Origin of the sequence: Novosphingobium naphthalenivorans NBRC 102051 (assembly GCF_001590985.1) — a bacterium.
GTDB classification, from domain to species: Bacteria; Pseudomonadota; Alphaproteobacteria; order Sphingomonadales; family Sphingomonadaceae; genus Novosphingobium; species Novosphingobium naphthalenivorans.
In genome coordinates this window covers 41,246-57,369 of record NZ_BCTX01000031.1, presented here as the reverse complement: position 1 = coordinate 57,369, position 16,124 = coordinate 41,246, and the positions used below count along the sequence as shown (strand labels likewise).

The 16,124-nt window shown below is 64.7% G+C and carries 20 protein-coding genes; 7 read left to right on the top strand and 13 right to left on the bottom strand.

Annotation, left to right across the window (positions count from 1 at the left end; translation table 11 throughout):
- Positions 1 to 149: 149 nt before the first annotated feature.
- Positions 150 to 830, bottom strand: coding sequence for a queuosine precursor transporter (locus tag NN5_RS11895; RefSeq protein WP_174523891.1), 681 nt, complete (start codon positions 828 to 830; stop codon positions 150 to 152).
- Between the two features lie 105 nt (positions 831 to 935).
- Between NN5_RS11895 and NN5_RS11890 the strand changes: the two genes are divergently transcribed.
- The 4 genes from NN5_RS11890 to NN5_RS11875 all read left to right on the top strand — a co-directional run bounded on the left by NN5_RS11890 (position 936) and on the right by NN5_RS11875 (position 3,951).
- Entirely contained in the window at positions 936 to 2,261 is a 1,326-nt protein-coding gene (locus NN5_RS11890; protein ID WP_067734313.1) for a NupC/NupG family nucleoside CNT transporter, read from the top strand.
- Positions 2,262 to 2,405: 144 nt separating this feature from the next.
- Positions 2,406 to 2,771 (top strand): DUF4870 family protein, encoded by a 366-nt coding sequence (locus NN5_RS11885; RefSeq protein WP_067734312.1) that lies wholly within the window; start codon positions 2,406 to 2,408, stop codon positions 2,769 to 2,771.
- Between the two features lie 539 nt (positions 2,772 to 3,310).
- Positions 3,311 to 3,682: a hypothetical protein gene (locus NN5_RS11880; RefSeq protein ID WP_245656434.1), complete on the top strand. Its 372-nt coding sequence runs from the start codon at positions 3,311 to 3,313 to the stop codon at positions 3,680 to 3,682.
- The gene (locus NN5_RS11875) at positions 3,679 to 3,951 is read left to right on the top strand and encodes a ribosomal protein L7/L12 (RefSeq protein ID WP_067734311.1); all 273 of its coding nucleotides are present in this window, start codon (positions 3,679 to 3,681) and stop codon (positions 3,949 to 3,951) included. Before NN5_RS11880 ends, NN5_RS11875 begins: the two co-directional genes overlap by 4 nt.
- A gap of 63 nt (positions 3,952 to 4,014) precedes the next feature.
- Here NN5_RS11875 and NN5_RS11870 read toward each other — a convergent pair whose 3' ends face one another.
- From NN5_RS11870 to NN5_RS11860, 3 genes are all read right to left on the bottom strand, one after another.
- Positions 4,015 to 4,224, bottom strand: a complete 210-nt coding sequence (locus NN5_RS11870; RefSeq protein ID WP_067734310.1) for a hypothetical protein — start codon at positions 4,222 to 4,224, stop codon at positions 4,015 to 4,017.
- A gap of 381 nt (positions 4,225 to 4,605) precedes the next feature.
- Positions 4,606 to 4,953 carry a hypothetical protein gene (locus NN5_RS11865; RefSeq protein ID WP_067734309.1) on the bottom strand — a complete coding sequence of 116 codons (348 nt, stop codon included), beginning with the start codon at positions 4,951 to 4,953 and terminating at the stop codon, positions 4,606 to 4,608.
- Between the two features lie 161 nt (positions 4,954 to 5,114).
- Positions 5,115 to 6,167 (bottom strand): ribonucleotide-diphosphate reductase subunit beta, encoded by a 1,053-nt coding sequence (locus NN5_RS11860; RefSeq protein ID WP_067734308.1) that lies wholly within the window; start codon positions 6,165 to 6,167, stop codon positions 5,115 to 5,117.
- Positions 6,168 to 6,467: 300 nt separating this feature from the next.
- Between NN5_RS11860 and NN5_RS11855 the strand changes: the two genes are divergently transcribed.
- Entirely contained in the window at positions 6,468 to 6,710 is a 243-nt protein-coding gene (locus tag NN5_RS11855; protein ID WP_067734307.1) for a DUF2171 domain-containing protein, read from the top strand.
- A gap of 101 nt (positions 6,711 to 6,811) precedes the next feature.
- Here the strand turns inward: NN5_RS11855 and NN5_RS11850 are convergent, their stop codons facing one another.
- The 8 genes from NN5_RS11850 to NN5_RS11820 all read right to left on the bottom strand — a co-directional run bounded on the left by NN5_RS11850 (position 6,812) and on the right by NN5_RS11820 (position 12,992).
- The gene (locus tag NN5_RS11850; protein ID WP_067734306.1) at positions 6,812 to 7,204 is read right to left on the bottom strand and encodes a PepSY domain-containing protein; all 393 of its coding nucleotides are present in this window, start codon (positions 7,202 to 7,204) and stop codon (positions 6,812 to 6,814) included.
- Positions 7,205 to 7,597: 393 nt separating this feature from the next.
- Positions 7,598 to 8,050, bottom strand: a complete 453-nt coding sequence (locus tag NN5_RS11845; RefSeq protein ID WP_067734305.1) for a MaoC family dehydratase — start codon at positions 8,048 to 8,050, stop codon at positions 7,598 to 7,600.
- Positions 8,051 to 8,085: 35 nt separating this feature from the next.
- Complete coding sequence (locus tag NN5_RS26540; protein ID WP_245656432.1) at positions 8,086 to 8,352, bottom strand: GNAT family N-acetyltransferase; 267 nt, start codon at positions 8,350 to 8,352, stop codon at positions 8,086 to 8,088.
- Between the two features lie 148 nt (positions 8,353 to 8,500).
- On the bottom strand, positions 8,501 to 8,962 hold the full coding sequence (locus NN5_RS11835) for a GFA family protein (RefSeq protein ID WP_067734304.1): 462 nt from the start codon (positions 8,960 to 8,962) through the stop codon (positions 8,501 to 8,503).
- Complete coding sequence (locus NN5_RS11830; protein ID WP_067734303.1) at positions 8,963 to 10,816, bottom strand: acetyl/propionyl/methylcrotonyl-CoA carboxylase subunit alpha; 1,854 nt, start codon at positions 10,814 to 10,816, stop codon at positions 8,963 to 8,965.
- Positions 10,813 to 10,938: a hypothetical protein gene (locus tag NN5_RS27190; protein ID WP_281190418.1), complete on the bottom strand. Its 126-nt coding sequence runs from the start codon at positions 10,936 to 10,938 to the stop codon at positions 10,813 to 10,815. The genes NN5_RS11830 and NN5_RS27190 overlap by 4 nt, the downstream gene beginning before the upstream one ends.
- Before the next feature lie 51 nt (positions 10,939 to 10,989).
- A complete protein-coding gene (locus tag NN5_RS11825) occupies positions 10,990 to 11,391 on the bottom strand; it encodes a hypothetical protein (protein WP_067734302.1) in 402 nt (133 codons plus the stop codon).
- Complete coding sequence (locus NN5_RS11820) at positions 11,391 to 12,992, bottom strand: carboxyl transferase domain-containing protein (RefSeq protein WP_067734301.1); 1,602 nt, start codon at positions 12,990 to 12,992, stop codon at positions 11,391 to 11,393. The genes NN5_RS11825 and NN5_RS11820 overlap by 1 nt, the downstream gene beginning before the upstream one ends.
- Positions 12,993 to 13,124: 132 nt before the next feature.
- Here NN5_RS11820 and NN5_RS11815 point away from each other — a divergent pair, with 132 nt between their 5' ends.
- Together NN5_RS11815 and NN5_RS11810 are read left to right on the top strand one after the other, a co-directional pair.
- Positions 13,125 to 14,012: a LysR family transcriptional regulator gene (locus tag NN5_RS11815; protein WP_067734300.1), complete on the top strand. Its 888-nt coding sequence runs from the start codon at positions 13,125 to 13,127 to the stop codon at positions 14,010 to 14,012.
- Between the two features lie 239 nt (positions 14,013 to 14,251).
- Positions 14,252 to 15,703, top strand: a complete 1,452-nt coding sequence (locus NN5_RS11810) for an NAD-dependent succinate-semialdehyde dehydrogenase (protein ID WP_067734318.1) — start codon at positions 14,252 to 14,254, stop codon at positions 15,701 to 15,703.
- Positions 15,704 to 15,739: 36 nt separating this feature from the next.
- On the opposite strand, the gene NN5_RS11805 is transcribed toward NN5_RS11810, so the two are convergent.
- A complete protein-coding gene (locus NN5_RS11805) occupies positions 15,740 to 16,066 on the bottom strand; it encodes a WYL domain-containing protein (RefSeq protein ID WP_067734299.1) in 327 nt (108 codons plus the stop codon).
- Between the last annotated feature and the right edge of the window lie 58 nt (positions 16,067 to 16,124).

Here is a 16,124-nt window from a genome sequence, read left to right as displayed (position 1 = left end):
CCGGAGCGGCTCTAGCGCAAAATGCAAGAAATCCGAATCAAGGCCCGCTCACCCTGAGCTTGTCGAAGGGTGTTGGACCTTGTGCAGCGTCAGCGTCCTTCGACAAGCTCAGGACGAGCGGAAGGTGTGCGGATTTCCCGCACGATGCTCTACGCGTCCAGCTTCCGGCCCAGCTTCACGAAGAACCAGATGAACGGCGGCACCATGATCGTGGAGAGCGCCAGCTTGGAAATGATCTGGCCTTCCATGATCGAGAGGATCGGCAGGTCCTGCCCGATGAAGGAAATGGTGATGAACAGCACCGTATCGACCACTTGCGAGAGCAGGCTGGCGATCCACGCGCGCAAGAGGAGCAGGCCGGAGCGTTCATGGCCCAACTTGTCGCCCGCCAGTTTCGCGAACAGATAGACATTGAGCGTCTGCGACACGCCATAGGACACCAGCCCCGCGAACTGCATCCGCGCGCCCTGCCCCAGCAGACGGGCAAAGGCCTCCTGATCGCTCCAGAACGGCGCGGGCGGCACGACGTGGATCACGAAAGTCAGCAGCGTCATCGAGACGATCAGCGGAATGAAACCATAGCGCACCAGCCGGTTGGCCGTGTCGCGCCCATGCAGCTCTGCCACCGTGCTCGACAGCACGACCAGCAGCAGGAACGCGAAGATCCCCGATTCCACCGCGAGATCGCCCAGCACCGGCCAGTGCCCCAGCGAGGCGAGCTTGGTGCCCAGCACCCCGGCCAGCACGACAAGGCCGCCGTAGAGCAGCGAGAAGACGAAGAGGGAGCGGGTGATGGCCGGCGCCGGCGCGGAAGCTGCGGGTTCGTTCATCCCCATGCTCTAACCGCACAAGGACAATTGCACTAGCCGTCTCGCGCACGGCTCGATAGGTTCCCCCGATTCTTCTCCTGCAATTTACGAAAGATCCTGGCCTCGATGCATGTCGCCTACAGCCTGCTCGGCATCGTTCTCATCATGGCGGCCGCCTTCCTGCTATCTTCCGACCGCAAGGCGATCCGCCTGCGCGTGGTCGGCGCCGCCTTCGCGCTGCAGGCCGGGCTCGCCGCGCTCGTGCTCTACGTGCCGTTCGGCAACAAGATGCTGCGCGGCGCCGCCTCGGGGGTGGAAAGCCTGCTGGGCTATGCTCACGCGGGGATCGACTTCCTGTTCGGCCCGATCGCCACGCCTGCGATCGGCGGCACCAGTTTCGCGATCTCGGCGCTGCCGGTGATCATCTTCTTCGCCTCGCTGATCTCGATCCTCTATTACCTCAGGATCATGCCGCTGGTGATCCACTGGATCGGCGGCGCGCTGGAGAAAGTCACCGGCATCAGCAAGGTGGAAAGCCTCTGCGCGGCCTCCAACATCTTCGTCGGCCAGAGTGAGAGCCCGCTGGTGATCCGGCCTTACCTCGCCAGCCTCAATCCCTCGCAGCTGTTCTGCGTGATGACCGTGGGCCTGGCGGGCGTGGCCGGAACGATCCTGGCCGCCTATGCCTCGATGGGCATCCGCATCGACTATCTGGTCGCGGCCGCGTTCATGTCGGCGCCCGGCGGCATTTTCATGGCCAAGATGATCATGCCCGATCCGCGCGGGCCCCATCCGGACGAAAGCGACGTCCACGAAGGCGCCAACCCGCCTGCCGGCATGGCCGCCGCCGCGCTCAACCGCGAGGACGTGACGCACCAGCCGGGCGTCCATATCGACGAGCCCGAACCGGTCGAGCACGACGAGGAAAAGCCCGCGAACCTCATCATGGCCGCCTCGCAGGGCGCGCAGACCGGCGTGAAGCTCGCCGTCGCGGTGGGCGCGATGGTGCTCGCCTTCGTCGCCCTGATCGCGCTGGCCAACGGCATCGTCGGCTGGGCGGCAAGCCTGTTCGGCTTTGCGGACGTGACCTTCCAGTCCCTGCTCGGCTATGTCTTCGCCCCCGTGTTCTACCTCTTGGCGGCGCCCGACTGGCACGAGGCGATGCAGGCCGGCGGCCTGTTCGGCACCAAGATCGTGCTCAACGAATTCGTCTCGTTCATTGAGCTGGGCAAGGATGCCGGACTGTCCCCCCGCACCGTGGCGGTCGTGACGTTTGCCCTGTGCGGCTTTGCCAACTTCTCCTCGATCGCGATCCAGATGGCCGTGACCGGCGGCCTCGCCCCCAACCAGCGCCCGGTGATCGCAAAGCTGGGCATCCGTGCGCTGGCGGCAGGCAGCCTGTCCAACCTGATGAGCGCGGCGCTGGCGGGACTGTTCCTGGGCCTCTCCTGATCCGGCCCAGCCCCGGCTGGCGCGGGAAAGCCTTCGCCTAACGCCGAAACGCCACCCCCTTGCCGCATCGCACGCCGCTTGCGTCCGGACTGCAAAGCAGGCAGCATCCCTGTCGATCGGCATCCGGCCGGCAGGGAGACCGCCATGGACGATCTCGACCGCAAGCCCCCGGCTTCGGGGTTCGAATTCAACAATCCGACAGTGATCAGCCTGCTCTACCTCGCCGCATGGGTGACGGGCGGGCTGACCGGCATTATCGGTGCCGTGCTGGCCTTCGTCTGGCGCAACGAGCCCAAGGCGGATTGGGAAATCTCGCATTACCAGTATCATATCAACAGCTTCTGGATCGCGCTTGCAGGCACCGCGCTGGGCATGGTGCTGATGATCGTGCTGGTGGGTTTCCTGCTGATGGGGGCCGTCGCGATCCTCGTGATCGTGCGCAGCGTGCTTGCCCTCCTCAATGCACAGAAGCACCTGCCGATGCCCAACCCCGGTTCCTGGACGATCTGACAGCCAGACGCGCAGGCTGCCGAACAACACGGCGGCCCACGCAGCCGCCGGAATCGGCGTACCTGCAAAAGAGGTGAAAAGATTTTAATAACAATATCGATAGATAGTTAACAATACTAACCAAGACAATTTTCCTCGCCAGAACTGTCGGAATTTTACAATAAACCTAACGGAAATTGTGTACTTTATAGACCATCACAACAATCGTTATTACTGTTGACGCATATTTCGTTTTATTTGATTTTAGAACAAGAGCCAGTGCTGTAGCGCTGGCACAAAAGGTTCATGGAACCAGACAGACGAATCGCCGGGAAGGCATTGTTGATTCCGCTGTCGGGTTCGACATTTGCCCCGTCGTAGGTGCAGCCTCACCGCTGTACCGGCCGCCGTCCCTCCCACCCCCCCTGGGACGGCGGTTCGACGGGGAAAATGAAGTCCGTTTCGGAAAGGCAGGACGAAGATGGGGTTTGGACAGTCGTTCATTCTCTCCCGCCCCGGGCGTGCCCCCTTTCCTTCAGCCCAGCCGCGGGAGGACCGGAATGCCCTCTGAAGCGACGTCCGTTTCGTCAGCCGGCCTCTCGTCAGCCGGCGCACGGCCTTTCCAGTTCCAGCTGGCGCCGGACAGGCTGTGGCAGGCGATCAATCCCTGGACCTGGAATCTGGACACCGGGCAGATCGGCCTGATCAACGTCAATATCGGCGAGACCAAGTACCCCGAAACCGAACGCGCGATCCTCAACGAAGTGGGCAGCTACGGCAGGCAGATCGGACACATCGCCGATGCGCTGGAAGTGCTGGTCCGCCACTTCGACCTCACGGATCTCGACCGGAAGGAACAGGACGCGCTCGATGTGCTCAAGGGGGACCTTGCGCAGATCCGGGGCATCAAGGCACGGGAGATGGGAGCATGATGATTGTAAGCTGGTCCGTGGTCATACTCGGCGCCCTGACGGTGTTCGTGCTGGGCTGGATCACCGCCCGCGGCGTGACTGGAGCGCGCGCGCTGTCCGCTCCGGTTCCTGCACGCGCCTTCGCCAACGTGTGCCCCGCGCTGCGCAGCGAAATCGAAAGCTCGATCGCCGCCGGCCGCAAGATCGAAGCGATCAAGCTGCTGCGCGACGCCACCGGCATGGGCCTTCAGGAATCAAAAGACGCCGTCGAGGCGATGGAGCAGGTCTAGGGCCAAAGCCGGATCGAATTCCGCTCTGCCGCCCGCCCCGCAGGCCGGCGGCAGAGCCTGGCCTTACTGGGCAGTCGGCAGCGTGACCGGCACGCTCGGCCCATCCGGCTCGACCGCCCAGTCCGTCGACTGCCCGGTCGGCACCGGCGCCGGGACAATGCCGCTGGTGTCGCCCGAAGGCTTCCACAACCAGACTACCAGAACCACCAGCAGAAGCAGGATAATGATGATCCAGAACCACTTGGCACGGCCGGTCGGGGCGGAATCAGCCATATTGCATTCTCCTTCGGGAAGTTGTTGCAGGACTTGGCGCACTCGCGGGGAGAGGGATAGCAAATGCCCCCCGAGTCCCGCAAACCCTGCCTGCGAATGGGCGCGCGGCAAAGGTCACTAAGTTTGTCCGTGGCGGTCCCTGCACGTTTTCGAAAATAGCAGAGGGATCAAGGCCTTGCAGCGGACGTAATTTCGCACCGGCCCCGCGCGGCAAATAAAACGATATCGACGGTTCAAGGAGCACGGCAGGGAAAGGGCCGCGCGCAGCGTGACAGGCGCGAGGCGTGTAGGAAAGTTTCGGGACTGTAACGTCCCCCGCATCGCTCCCTCCTTCATCGTAGCCTCTGCCTGCGCTGGGGCAACGAGAAGGGGCTTGATCGCTCAACCGACCGGCCGGAGCGCGGACTTGGGCAGGCGGCTGGCGAAATGGTCGGCGCCGCCTTGCGTATAGGCATAGAGCTGGACGACCGGCACCCGGTAGTCGGCGCGCCCATCGGTCAGGATCACGGTGTTGCCGGCCACTTTCTTGACAGTCCCGATCGGCGCACCGCGATCATCGACGACCGGCAGCCCCGCCGACAGCTCGACATGCGAGATGTTGCGGACCGTCACGACATCGGGGTTGGCCATGGCGGAGGGCGTCGCCGGAGCGGTCGTTTCCTGCGCCATGGCAGGCACCGCCATGCCCAGCGCGGCAATGAAAATGGGGAACAGGGTCCTTACGGTCATAAGCGGTCTCCCGAAAGCGGGTGCGGTTATGACTGGAGGAACGCCTGTGGTGGGCGGTGGTTTCCGGAACGCAGTGTAAAGAGCCCACCCCCAGCCCCTCCCGCCTGCGGGAGGGGCGTGTCAGCGCTGCGCCGGAGGCCGTGCTGACACCTCCTGAGGGATCACTCCGCCGCCTGCGTGCCTCCGAACATGTCCGGTTCGCTGCCGTCGTCCGCCATGTCCTCGTCGTTGGCCTTGGCCTTGCGGCGCTGGTCGAAGTTGGCCCAGACGGTGTTCCAGTCGCCGCGGGTGGCGCCCTTCGAGTATTCGGTGGCGCGGGTTTCGAAGAAGTTGGCGTGCTCCACGCCGTTGAGCAGCGGGGTCAGCCAGGGCAGCGGGTGCTCGTCGATCATGTAGACCGGATCGAAGCCGAGCTGGCCCAGGCGCCAGTCGGCGATGTAGCGGATGTACTTCTTGATGTCCTTGGCGCTCATGCCGGGCACCGGGCCCATCTCGAAGGCAAGGTCGATGAAGGCGTCTTCGAGGCGCACCGTCTTCTGGCAGCAGTCGATGATGTCTTCGCGCACCGACTTGCTCAGGCAGCCGCGTTCCTTCACGAACGTATGGAACAGCTTGGTGATGCCTTCGCAGTGCAGGCTCTCGTCGCGCACCGACCACGAGACGATCTGGCCCATGCCCTTCATCTTGTTGAAGCGCGGGAAGTTCATCAGCATCGCGAAGCTGGCGAAGAGCTGCAGGCCTTCGGTGAAGCCGCCGAACATGGCGAGCGTGCGGGCGATATCCTCGTCGCTGTCGACGCCGAAAGTGTGCATGTAGTCATGCTTGGCCTTCAGCTCCTCGTATTCGAGGAACATGCCGTATTCGCTTTCGGGCATCCCGATGGTGTCGAGCAGGTGCGAGTACGCCGCGATGTGCACCGTCTCCATGTTGGAGAAGGCGGTGAGCATCATCTTGATCTCGGTCGGCTTGAACACGCGGGCGTATTTCTCGTGGTAGCAGTCCTGCACCTCGACGTCGGCCTGGGTGAAGAAGCGGAAGATCTGGGTGAGCAGGTTGCGCTCGTGCTCGGAGATCTTCTGCGCCCAGTCGCGGCAATCCTCGCCCAGCGGCACTTCCTCGGGCAGCCAGTGGACCTGCTGCTGGCGCTTCCAGAAGTCGTAGGCCCAGGGATATTCGAAGGGCTTGTAGGTCTTGCGGGCTTCGAGAAGAGGCATGCGACGGACTCCGGTGTGCGATTCGGTGCGGAAACCCGGCGCTTCTGGCGGCTCCGGGCAAGAATTTCGGCGCGCGCCTGGCGAGGCGCGAAGGAGCACGATAGCCAAAATTGTCCGCAAGAGGAGTGGTCTGCCGCAACCATCCACAGCCGCGATGACATACATCTTGCGGTTCACCGGATATGGGGACGCAAGCGCTGGTAGGCAATATAATGCGCGAATCGCGAGGAACGCGCGGCCGGGCGCGGGGTTTTCCCTAACGGAAGGCCCCTATTGGGCCCCGCACATGGAGGACGAACGATGAGTCAGATGCACTCGGGCGAGGAAGTCTGGACGACCGTGGTCGGCACGATCCGCAAGGGCATGGCCGTCATCGCGCCGGACGGCTCCAGCCTTGGCCTCGTCGCCGCGGTGAAAGGCGGCGAGATCCTGTTCGAAGGCGGGGACTCCATCCCGCTCACGCTCGTCGACGGCGTGAGCGAGGAGGGCGTGCTGCTGCAGCGCCGGGGCGATGCGACATTCGGGCTGGGGGCGCAGCCGTAAGAGCCCGTTTCAAAAATTCGCGGCGGGCGACTTTTGCGGCCCCGGCCCGAAAATGCCCGGAAGGGTATTTTCGGGCCGTCTCTCAGCGCGCGCCCTTCAGCTCACTTCCAGAACCAGCGCGGGGCGAGGCTGCGGTTCTTGCGGAAGCGCCACATCTGCACATAGAGCCAGAGGCCCGAAATCGAGAAGAAGACCAGCGCCAGGCCGGACAGCACCGAGATGGCCGTGCCGACCGCACCGAAGCTCTCACCCGAGTGCAAGTGGTGGAACAGCCCGGTCAGCGAGGCGATCCCGCTGGTATTGGGGCGCGGCGGCAGGCAGCGCCAGCCTTCGGGGCACTCGAAACCAGCCGGCGGCGTGGCGGCGGCCTGCGCCGCGGCATCGGGCGCGCCGCTCGGCCAGAGCACGGCGACCTGGCTGAGAACGCCGGTCACAGCGATCCAGAGCATGAAGACGCCGAAGAATACCGAAAGCCAGCGATGCCATTTGCGCATGGGTAAGTCCTGTTCCTGAAGCCTGAGTGATTGCATGCAATGCAAGCGCAACCTGCTCAAGCCCTCAAGCCGCAAATTGTCGTAATTAGTATGATCCCGCGCAATTTCCCCGGGCGATGACCTGTGTTTTTCGTTCCGCTTGGCTGTCGCACCATCCTTCGACACGCTCAGGATCGGCGGAAATGAAGGACGTCCCAGTCAGTCCCAAGAAGGACAGTGCGCCCGACATCCGCCTCAAAGCTTGCAGGAGAGGACTCTTCTCCCCTTCGTCACTGCGAGCCGCAGGCGAAAGCAATCCAGAGCGGTTTACGCCGGCACTGGATTGCCGCGCGGGCTTCGCCTCCTCGCCATGACGAAGGGAGAGGTGTGCGTTCCGATCGACGTATTATGGTATTACGCGCCCTTCTTCTTCAGCAGCCCGGTGCGCAGCATCGACAGCACCGTTTCGCCGCGCTGGTTGGTCAGTTCGTGCCGGAACACGACGATCCCCTGCGCCGGACGCGACCTGCTCTCGCGCATCTCGGCCACTTCGCTCGAACAAGTGAGCGTGTCGCCGATGAAAACGGGCTTGGGCGTCACCACTTTGTCATAGCCAAGATTGGCGACGAGCGTGCCAGCGGTGGTGTCCGTAATCGACAGGCCGACAGCAAGGCTGAACGTGAAAGTCGAATTCACGAGGATCTGCCCGAACTCGCTGGCCTTCGCCGTTTCAGCATCGAGGTGCAGCGGCTGCATGTTGTGCGTCATCGCCGAAAACAGCAGGTTGTCGGTCTCGGTGACGGTCCGGCTCGGCTGATGGACGATCCTGTCCCCCACCGCCCATTCGTCGAAAAACCTTCCGGGCATTGTGCTTTCCTTTGTGTTTCGGGGTCTTCGCCCCGTCAGGCGAGCTTGAGCTTAAAGCCGGCGTGGCTCCGTTCCCAGCCCAGCCGTTCGTAGAACCGGTGCGCATCGGCGCGGTCGCGGTGCGATGTCAGCTGCACCGCCTTGCATCCCCGCGCGCGGCATTCCTCGACCGCCCAGGCAACCAGCTGCGCGCCCAGCCCCTGACCGCGCAGGCTGCTGTCGATGCGCACGGCCTCGATCTGGCCGCGCCAGGCGCCATGCATCGAAATGCCGGCAAGGAAGCTGAGCTGCAGCGTTCCCACGATCCGTCGATCGCGCGGAAGGCCGCGACATAGGCCGGATCGAGCGGCAGCGAGGCATCCTCGCGCGCCCGGCCGAATTCGTCGTCGGCCAGCATCGCGACAATGGCGGGCAGATCCTCCTCGCGCGCATCGCGCATCGCAAGGCCTGTCACGCGTGCGGCTCCGGCGCTCGCAGCGTCAGCCGCGCCGGGGTCCAGTGGCGCAGCCGCCGCGCCCCGCGCGCTGTGACATCCTCGCCTTCGAAATCCATCGGCGCGGGCTCTCTTGTGAAACGGTCGCGATCGTCCAGCGCCGGCAGGTTGACCACCGCCCATGTCCCGCCGTCCTTGTGCCAGACCGCCGCCACGAAAACGCCGCAGCGCCCGCACACGAAGAAGTCGGTGATCCCGAAGCCGAAGCGATAGGGCTCCAGATCGCCCGGCGCCTCCAGTTCGATCAGCCCGTCCGGATCGGAAACCGCCATCGCGCGATGCCGCAGGCAGAAACCGCACTGGTCGGCCCGCGGCGTGAACCTCTCCGGCGCCTTGTCGCTGTGCATAACCACGCGCAAGTCGCCGCAGTGGCAACGGCCTGCGAAATGATGGGCGTAACTGTCCGGTTCCCGTTTCATCTACACGTCCTGTTCCGCGTCTTCCGCAATCTTCACCAGCAGGGCATCGACCTGCACCTGCTGGCCCGCGCCCGCGCCAAGTTCTGCCACGACCCCGTCGAACGGCGCCGTCAGCGTGTGCTCCATCTTCATCGCTTCGAGCGTGAGCAGCTTCTGCCCCCTGACGACCCTGTCGCCTTTCTCAACCTCGACCGCGATGACCTTGCCCGGCATTGGCGCCATGATCGCGCCCGAACCGCCGGTGGCGCCATGCACTGCGTCGTGACGCCAGGGGGAGAGCAGCCAGGCCTGCCCCTGCTCGGCAACCAGCACGCCCAGGGCCGGTTCCGCGCTGCCCTGCCCGGTCAGCTCGATCTCGACCCTGGCACCATCGAGCAGGAACCATGCTGCACGCCGGGGTGCAGCATTGAGACGGAAACCGGCGATGGCGGCGAGCGGCACCAGCGCATCGGCGGCGGCCTGCAGCACTTCGTCCGACGGCACGGGCGGCTCGGCCATGTCCGCGCCGTCGCGGCCGATCAGGCCGGTATCAACCGTGCCTGCAGCAAAGTCCGGATGCTGCAGCGCCTTCACAAGAAACGAGGCGTTCGTCTTCACCGGCCACACTGCGCTGTCCTGCAGCATTTCCTCCAGCCGCTCGCGCGCCTCGTCGCGATCTTCGCCCCAGGCGATGACCTTGGCGATCATCGGATCGTAGTGCGGAGAGACGTCCGCACCTTCATAGACGCCGGTGTCGATGCGCCCCCCTTCCGCATCGCCGAACTGCAGCAATTCGAGCCTGCCCACGCTCGGCAGGAAGCCCCTGGCCGGGTCTTCGGCATAGAGGCGCGCTTCCATTGCCCAGCCGTCGATGGTCAGGTCTTCCTGGCTGAGCGGCAGCGGTTCACCCGAAGCGACGCGCAGCTGCCATTCGACCAGATCGACTCCGGTGATCTCTTCGGTAACGGGGTGTTCCACCTGCAGGCGGGTGTTCATTTCCATGAACCAGATCTTGTCCGCCGAGAGCTTGCCCGAGCCGTCGGCAATGAATTCGATCGTGCCCGCACCGACATAATCGACCGCTTTTGCTGCACGCACGGCAGCTGCACAAAGTGCCTCGCGGGTTGCAGCATCCATGCCGGGCGCGGGCGCTTCCTCGATCACTTTCTGATGGCGGCGCTGCAGCGAACAGTCGCGCTCGAACAAGTGCACCACATGGCCGTGCCTGTCTCCGAAGACCTGCACTTCGATGTGGCGGGGCGAGGCGATGTACTTTTCGATCAGCACATGATCGTTGCCGAACGCACTCGCCGCCTCGCGCTGGCACGAGGCGAGCGCATCGGCGAAGTCCTCCTCGCGCTCGACCAGGCGCATACCCTTGCCGCCGCCGCCCGCGACGGCCTTGATCAGCACCGGATAGCCGATCTTGCCCGCCTCGTCGGCAAGCAGGCCGGGCGACTGGTCTTCCCCCATATAACCCGGCGTCACCGGCACTCCGGCCTCGGCCATCAGCGTCTTGGCCGCATCCTTGAGGCCCATCGCCGTGATCGAAGAAGGGTCAGGCCCGACCCAGACGATCCCGGCATCCATCACCGCCTGCGCAAAGGCGGCGTTCTCGGAAAGGAAGCCATAGCCGGGGTGGATCGCCTCGGCGCCGGTCTGCCGGGCGGCGGCGATGATCTTCTCCGCCACAAGGTAGGACTCGCGCGCCGGGGCCGGGCCGATGGGAACGGCCTCGTCCGCCTCGCGCACATGCAGCGCCTCGGCGTCCGCATCGGAATAGACGGCAATGGTGCGGATGCCGAGGCGGCGCGCGGTGCGGATAACCCGGCAGGCGATCTCGCCGCGGTTGGCGATGAGGAGCGACGCAATCATGCGTTGGCCCACCAGACGACGGCGATGACGATGGCGACGACGAGCACCAGCTTCGCGGCGAAGGCGATAATCATCCAGCGCGGCATACCGTTGTTGCCTGACGATTGCGGCTCCTGCGTCATGGCCGCCCCTTCCTGAACAGGCCGGACCGCAGCGGGCCGGCGACGAGGAGTTCAGCGATCACAATAGCCCTCCTTCCATTCAAGCGGCAATTGCGCCTCGGTGCCCTCGTAATAGGCGGCGAATGCCCTGATCATATCGGCTTTGGAGAAAGCGCATTCGGAGGTAAGAAAATCACTCGAAGCGAACAGACGCCGTAGCCAGCCGCGTTTCGGTGGCGTGCGCGTGGCTGGCAGCGGGGCATGGCGAGGCACTGCATGGAAATGATCCGCCTCGCTACCCTCGCGCTTCTCGATAACGAAGCCATTATCAAAACAAGCGGTTTGCAGATAAAATTCGTCGCCGCGTGACAGGATCGCGCGCGTGTTATCAACACCATCCAGCGAACCGAGTTCTTCGCGCAATTGTGCGATTGTCACCTCGTCGATGGTGACTCTGTCCGTTTCCAGCTTCATCACATCCGGAACACCCCGAAACGAGGCGCCTCCGGGATCGGCGCTTCAAGCGCCGCCGCCAGTGCAAGCCCCAGCACATCCCTTGTCTGCGCCGGGTCGATCACGCCGTCGTCCCACAGGCGCGCGGTGGCGTAGTAGGGGTTGCCTTCGTCCTCGTACTTCTGGCGGATCGGCGCCTTGAAGGCTTCGGCCTCGCGCTCGTCCCACTTCGCAGCATCGCGGTGGACTGTCGCCAGCACGCTGGCGGCCTGTTCGCCGCCCATCACCGAGATGCGCGCGTTCGGCCAGCTGAACAGGAAGCGGGGGCCATAGGCGCGGCCGCACATGCCGTAATTGCCCGCGCCGAAGCTGCCGCCGATCAGCACGGTGATCTTGGGCACACTGGCCGTGGCGACCGCCGTCACCAGCTTGGCGCCGTGCTTGGCGATCCCTTCCGCCTCGTACTTGCCGCCGACCATGAAGCCCGAGACGTTCTGGAGAAACAGCAGCGGGATCTGACGCTGGCAGGCCAGTTCGATGAAGTGCGCGCCCTTCTGCGCAGACTCCGAGAACAGCACGCCGTTGTTGGCAAGGATCGCCACCGGCGTGCCGTGGATATGCGCAAAGCCGCAGGCCAGCGTGGTGCCGTAGAGCGCCTTGAACTCGTGGAATTCGCTGCCGTCGACCAGGCGGGCAATCACCTCATGGACGTCGTAAGGCGCACGCACGTCCTCGGGGATGATCGCATAGAGCTCTTCGGGATCGTATTTGGGCGCGCGCGCTTCCTGCCTCGGCAGGCCATGCCGGTGCACCGGGCCAAGGTGCGAGACGATATCGCGCACCACGGTCAGCGCGTGCTCGTCATTGTCGGCCAGATGATCGGTCACGCCCGACTTGCGGCTGTGCAGATCGCCGCCGCCCAGATCTTCCGCCGAGATCACTTCCCCGGTTGCGGCCTGCACCAAAGGCGGCCCTGCCAGAAAAATCGTGCCCTGCTCCTTCACGATCACGGTCTCGTCGCTCATCGCCGGCACATAGGCGCCGCCCGCGGTGCACGACCCCATGACGCAGGCGATCTGGGCAATGCCCTTCGCGCTCATCTGCGCCTGGTTGAAGAAGATCCGGCCGAAGTGATCCCTGTCCGGAAAGACCTCGGCCTGGTGCGGCAGGTTGGCGCCGCCGCTGTCGACGAGGTAGATGCACGGCAGCCGGTTCTCTTCGGCGATCTCCTGCGCGCGCAGATGCTTCTTCACCGTCATCGGGTAGTAGGTGCCGCCCTTCACCGTGGCATCGTTGCACACGATCATGCACTGGCGGCCCGAGACGCGGCCGATCGCGGTGATCAGGCCGGCACCGGGAATATCCTCGCCATAGAGCCCGTTGGCGGCAAGCTGTCCCAGTTCGAGCAGCGGCGAGCCGGGATCGAGCAGGCGCTCCACACGGTCACGCGGAAGCAGCTTGCCGCGGCCGGCATGGCGCTCGCGCGCCTTCTCGCTGCCGCCGAGCGCGGCCTGCGCAACTTTGCCGCGCAGCTCTTTTGCCAGAGCACGGTTATGCGCCTCGCGCGCCTTGGCCTCGGGGCTGTCGAGGCTGACATTGGTCTGGAGCACCGGCGCGCTCATGCCCGCAATTCCTTTCCGGCCGCCCTCAGCAGCAGCCTCATCCCGTCGAGGTTCGATTTACACTGCCTATCTAACGAAGCTGGATCGTCAGAGGAAATTGAAAGTTTCGCCTGAATTCCATAGACAGCTTCTATGATCGATCAGTACCAGCTGCGCTATTTCCTCGCCGTGGCCGAAACCGGCAGCTTCAGCCGCGCGGCCAAGCGCGTAAGCGTGACCCAGCCCTCGCTCTCCGCCGGAATCGCCAAGCTGGAACGCGAACTGGGCGCCCGCCTGTTCGACCGGGACCGCCGCGGGCCGAACGGCAAGGGCGTGGCGCTGACGCTTGCCGGAAGCCGTTTCCTTGTCCGGGCCAGACGAATCGCCGCCGAATACGAACATGCACTCGTCGAACTCGCCGAAGTTTCCGACCCCACGCTGCTGCGCATCGGCGTGCTCGGCACCATCCCCACCGCCATGATCGAGGACCTGCTGCAGCAGCACCGCGCGCTGGGCTCCGGCGAGGCGCTGGAAATTCTCGACGGCAGCGAGCGCGACATCATCGAGCGCCTCGAACGCGGGCGCATCGACGTCGCATTGACGGTAGTGCGAGCGCACCACGCACGCTTCCACCCCGAAGTCCTGGCGCGCGAGCGCTACATGATGGTGCTGCCTGTCGATCATCCGCTGGCGGGCGAGCGCGAAGTCATGGCCGAACAGCTCGCGCGCGACCGCATGGCGCTGCGCCGCCACTGCGAGGCCCTGCCCGAGGTCAACCGCTTCTTTATCGCCCGCGGCGTGCGCCCACGCTTCGTGCTCAAGACCACCAGCGACGAACGCGTGCTGGCCGTCGTGCGCGCCGGAGCCGGGATCGGCATGATGCCCGAATGCTTTGCCGGACCCTCGGTGCGGTTCGTGCCGGTGAAGGATCTCGAACTGACCCGCGAGGTGGGCCTGCTCCATGCGGACGAAGCGCATGTCGCACAAGCACTCGCCAGCCCTTTCATCGGCCTGATCCGCCGTCACTACGGCAAGGCCTGATGTGCGCGGACAGGCCCGGCCCCTCTCGCGCGGCCGGCTCCCCGGCATGAATTCATCCCGGCAGGAAGCGAACCTGTCCCTTGTGAGGGATGCGGAAGAACCGCCCCCACTCTAGGGCCTGAATCCCCACAGACCCTAGCTGGACAGTTGTCACGCTAAGGGGTCGTCCCTATGCCCATTACCGGAACCGCCATCCTGCAAGGATGGTCCGGCAGGAATCAGAAGAGGACCCGCGCGAAATGGCCTACACCCAGTTCCTCAAGCAGCAGTGCTACATCGACGGCAAGTGGTGCGATGCCGATTCCGGGGCCACGTTCGACGTCATCGATCCGGGCACGGGCAAAGTACTGGGAACGGTTCCGAAGATGGGGGCCGATGAAACCGCCCGGGCAATCGACGCCGCCCAGGCCGCGCTGCCCGGCTGGCGCACCAGGACTGCGGGCGAGCGCGCGGCGATGATGCGCAAGCTGTTCGACCTGATGATGGCCCATCAGGACGATCTGGGCGAACTGCTCAGCCGCGAACAGGGCAAGCCCTTCGCCGAGGGCAAGGGCGAGATCGTCTATGGCGCCAGCTTCATCGAGTGGTTCGCCGAAGAGGGCAAACGCGCCTATGGCGACGTGATCCCCAGCCATCAGGGCGACAAGCGGATCGTCGTGATCAAGCAGCCGGTCGGCGTCGTCGCCGCGATCACCCCGTGGAACTTCCCCAACGCGATGATTACCCGCAAGCTCGGCCCGGCGCTGGCGGCGGGCTGCACGATCGTGATCAAGCCGGCCTCGGCCACGCCCTATTCGGCGCTTGCCATCGCCCGCCTCTGCGAGATGGCGGGCATTCCGGCCGGCGTCGTCAACGTCGTGACCGGCAGCGCGGGCCAGATCGGATCGGAACTCACCCGCAACCCCAAGGTCGCCAAAGTCACGTTCACCGGCTCGACCGAGATCGGCCGCGACCTGCTGCGCGAATGCGCCGAGACGATCAAGAAGTGCTCGATGGAACTGGGCGGCAACGCGCCGTTCCTGGTGTTCGACGATGCCGATGTCGATGCCGCGATCGAAGGCGCGATGATCTCCAAGTTCCGCAACGGCGGCCAGACCTGCGTATGCACCAACCGCTTCTACGTGCAGGACGGCGTCTACGACGAATTCGTCACCAAGCTGGCTGCGCGGGTCAATGCGATGAAGGTCGGCTACGCGATGGACGAAGGCACGCAGATCGGCGCGATGATCGACGAAAAGGCGGTCGAGAAAGTCGAGGAACACCTTCAGGACGCGCTGGGCAGCGGCGCCACCCTGCTCGCGGGCGGCCAGCGCAGCGAGCTGGGCGGCACCTATTTCTGCCCCACCGTGGTTGCGAACGTCACCCCGGAGATGAAGCTGGCCCGCGAGGAGACCTTCGGCCCGCTGGCAGGCGTGATCCGCTTCACCGAGGAAGCCGAGGCGATCCGCATGGCCAACGATACCGAGTTCGGCCTCGCCAGCTATTTCTACTCGAAGGACCTGTCCCGCGTGTGGCGCGTGGCCGAAGCCATCGAGGCGGGCATGGTGGGCATCAACACCGGCCTGATCTCGACCGCGGTCGCCCCCTTCGGCGGGGTCAAGCAGTCGGGCCTCGGCCGCGAGGGCTCGCACTACGGGCTCGATGACTACATGGAGGTGAAGTACCTCTGCATGGGTATCGATCCGGCCTGATTCCGGCGCCCCGCCGCTTTCGGGCGGGGCTGTCCGTCAGGCGTAGATCGAGAACACTTCCTGATCGGTCTCACGCGGCAGGCCGTTTTCGTCGGCGGGCAGCGGCTCAAACAGGTCTTCGGTGATTTCCGTGCCGGACAGGCCATCGAGCTTGAAATGGCCAAGGCGCCGCTCCTCTTCGGAGCGCCAGTTCTTGCGCAAGTTGAGCGCGCTGACGAACAGTTCGCCATGCCGGGAAAACAGCCGGTGCGGCGCCAGCAGCATGTCTGCGCTGTTGTAGCGGGCACTGATCGCGCGCTTGAGGGCAATCGCCTCGATAATCGTGCGCTCCGGCGAAATGGTCGTATCAGGGGCATTGTGCATCGCAACATAATGCCGGGACGGCGCGCGCCCTGCAACCCGGAAAACTGCGAGGAAAGCG

Coding starts and splice junctions, on each gene's coding strand:
- NN5_RS11895 (WP_174523891.1), bottom strand. CDS start 830: ATGAACGAACCCGCAGCTTCCGCGCCGGCGCCGGCCATCACCCGCTCC.
- NN5_RS11890 (WP_067734313.1), top strand. CDS start 936: ATGCATGTCGCCTACAGCCTGCTCGGCATCGTTCTCATCATGGCGGCC.
- NN5_RS11885 (WP_067734312.1), top strand. CDS start 2,406: ATGGACGATCTCGACCGCAAGCCCCCGGCTTCGGGGTTCGAATTCAAC.
- NN5_RS11880 (WP_245656434.1), top strand. CDS start 3,311: ATGCCCTCTGAAGCGACGTCCGTTTCGTCAGCCGGCCTCTCGTCAGCC.
- NN5_RS11875 (WP_067734311.1), top strand. CDS start 3,679: ATGATGATTGTAAGCTGGTCCGTGGTCATACTCGGCGCCCTGACGGTG.
- NN5_RS11870 (WP_067734310.1), bottom strand. CDS start 4,224: ATGGCTGATTCCGCCCCGACCGGCCGTGCCAAGTGGTTCTGGATCATC.
- NN5_RS11865 (WP_067734309.1), bottom strand. CDS start 4,953: ATGACCGTAAGGACCCTGTTCCCCATTTTCATTGCCGCGCTGGGCATG.
- NN5_RS11860 (WP_067734308.1), bottom strand. CDS start 6,167: ATGCCTCTTCTCGAAGCCCGCAAGACCTACAAGCCCTTCGAATATCCC.
- NN5_RS11855 (WP_067734307.1), top strand. CDS start 6,468: ATGAGTCAGATGCACTCGGGCGAGGAAGTCTGGACGACCGTGGTCGGC.
- NN5_RS11850 (WP_067734306.1), bottom strand. CDS start 7,204: ATGCGCAAATGGCATCGCTGGCTTTCGGTATTCTTCGGCGTCTTCATG.
- NN5_RS11845 (WP_067734305.1), bottom strand. CDS start 8,050: ATGCCCGGAAGGTTTTTCGACGAATGGGCGGTGGGGGACAGGATCGTC.
- NN5_RS11835 (WP_067734304.1), bottom strand. CDS start 8,962: ATGAAACGGGAACCGGACAGTTACGCCCATCATTTCGCAGGCCGTTGC.
- NN5_RS11830 (WP_067734303.1), bottom strand. CDS start 10,816: ATGATTGCGTCGCTCCTCATCGCCAACCGCGGCGAGATCGCCTGCCGG.
- NN5_RS27190 (WP_281190418.1), bottom strand. CDS start 10,938: ATGACGCAGGAGCCGCAATCGTCAGGCAACAACGGTATGCCGCGCTGG.
- NN5_RS11825 (WP_067734302.1), bottom strand. CDS start 11,391: ATGAAGCTGGAAACGGACAGAGTCACCATCGACGAGGTGACAATCGCA.
- NN5_RS11820 (WP_067734301.1), bottom strand. CDS start 12,992: ATGAGCGCGCCGGTGCTCCAGACCAATGTCAGCCTCGACAGCCCCGAG.
- NN5_RS11815 (WP_067734300.1), top strand. CDS start 13,125: ATGATCGATCAGTACCAGCTGCGCTATTTCCTCGCCGTGGCCGAAACC.
- NN5_RS11810 (WP_067734318.1), top strand. CDS start 14,252: ATGGCCTACACCCAGTTCCTCAAGCAGCAGTGCTACATCGACGGCAAG.
- NN5_RS11805 (WP_067734299.1), bottom strand. CDS start 16,066: ATGCACAATGCCCCTGATACGACCATTTCGCCGGAGCGCACGATTATC.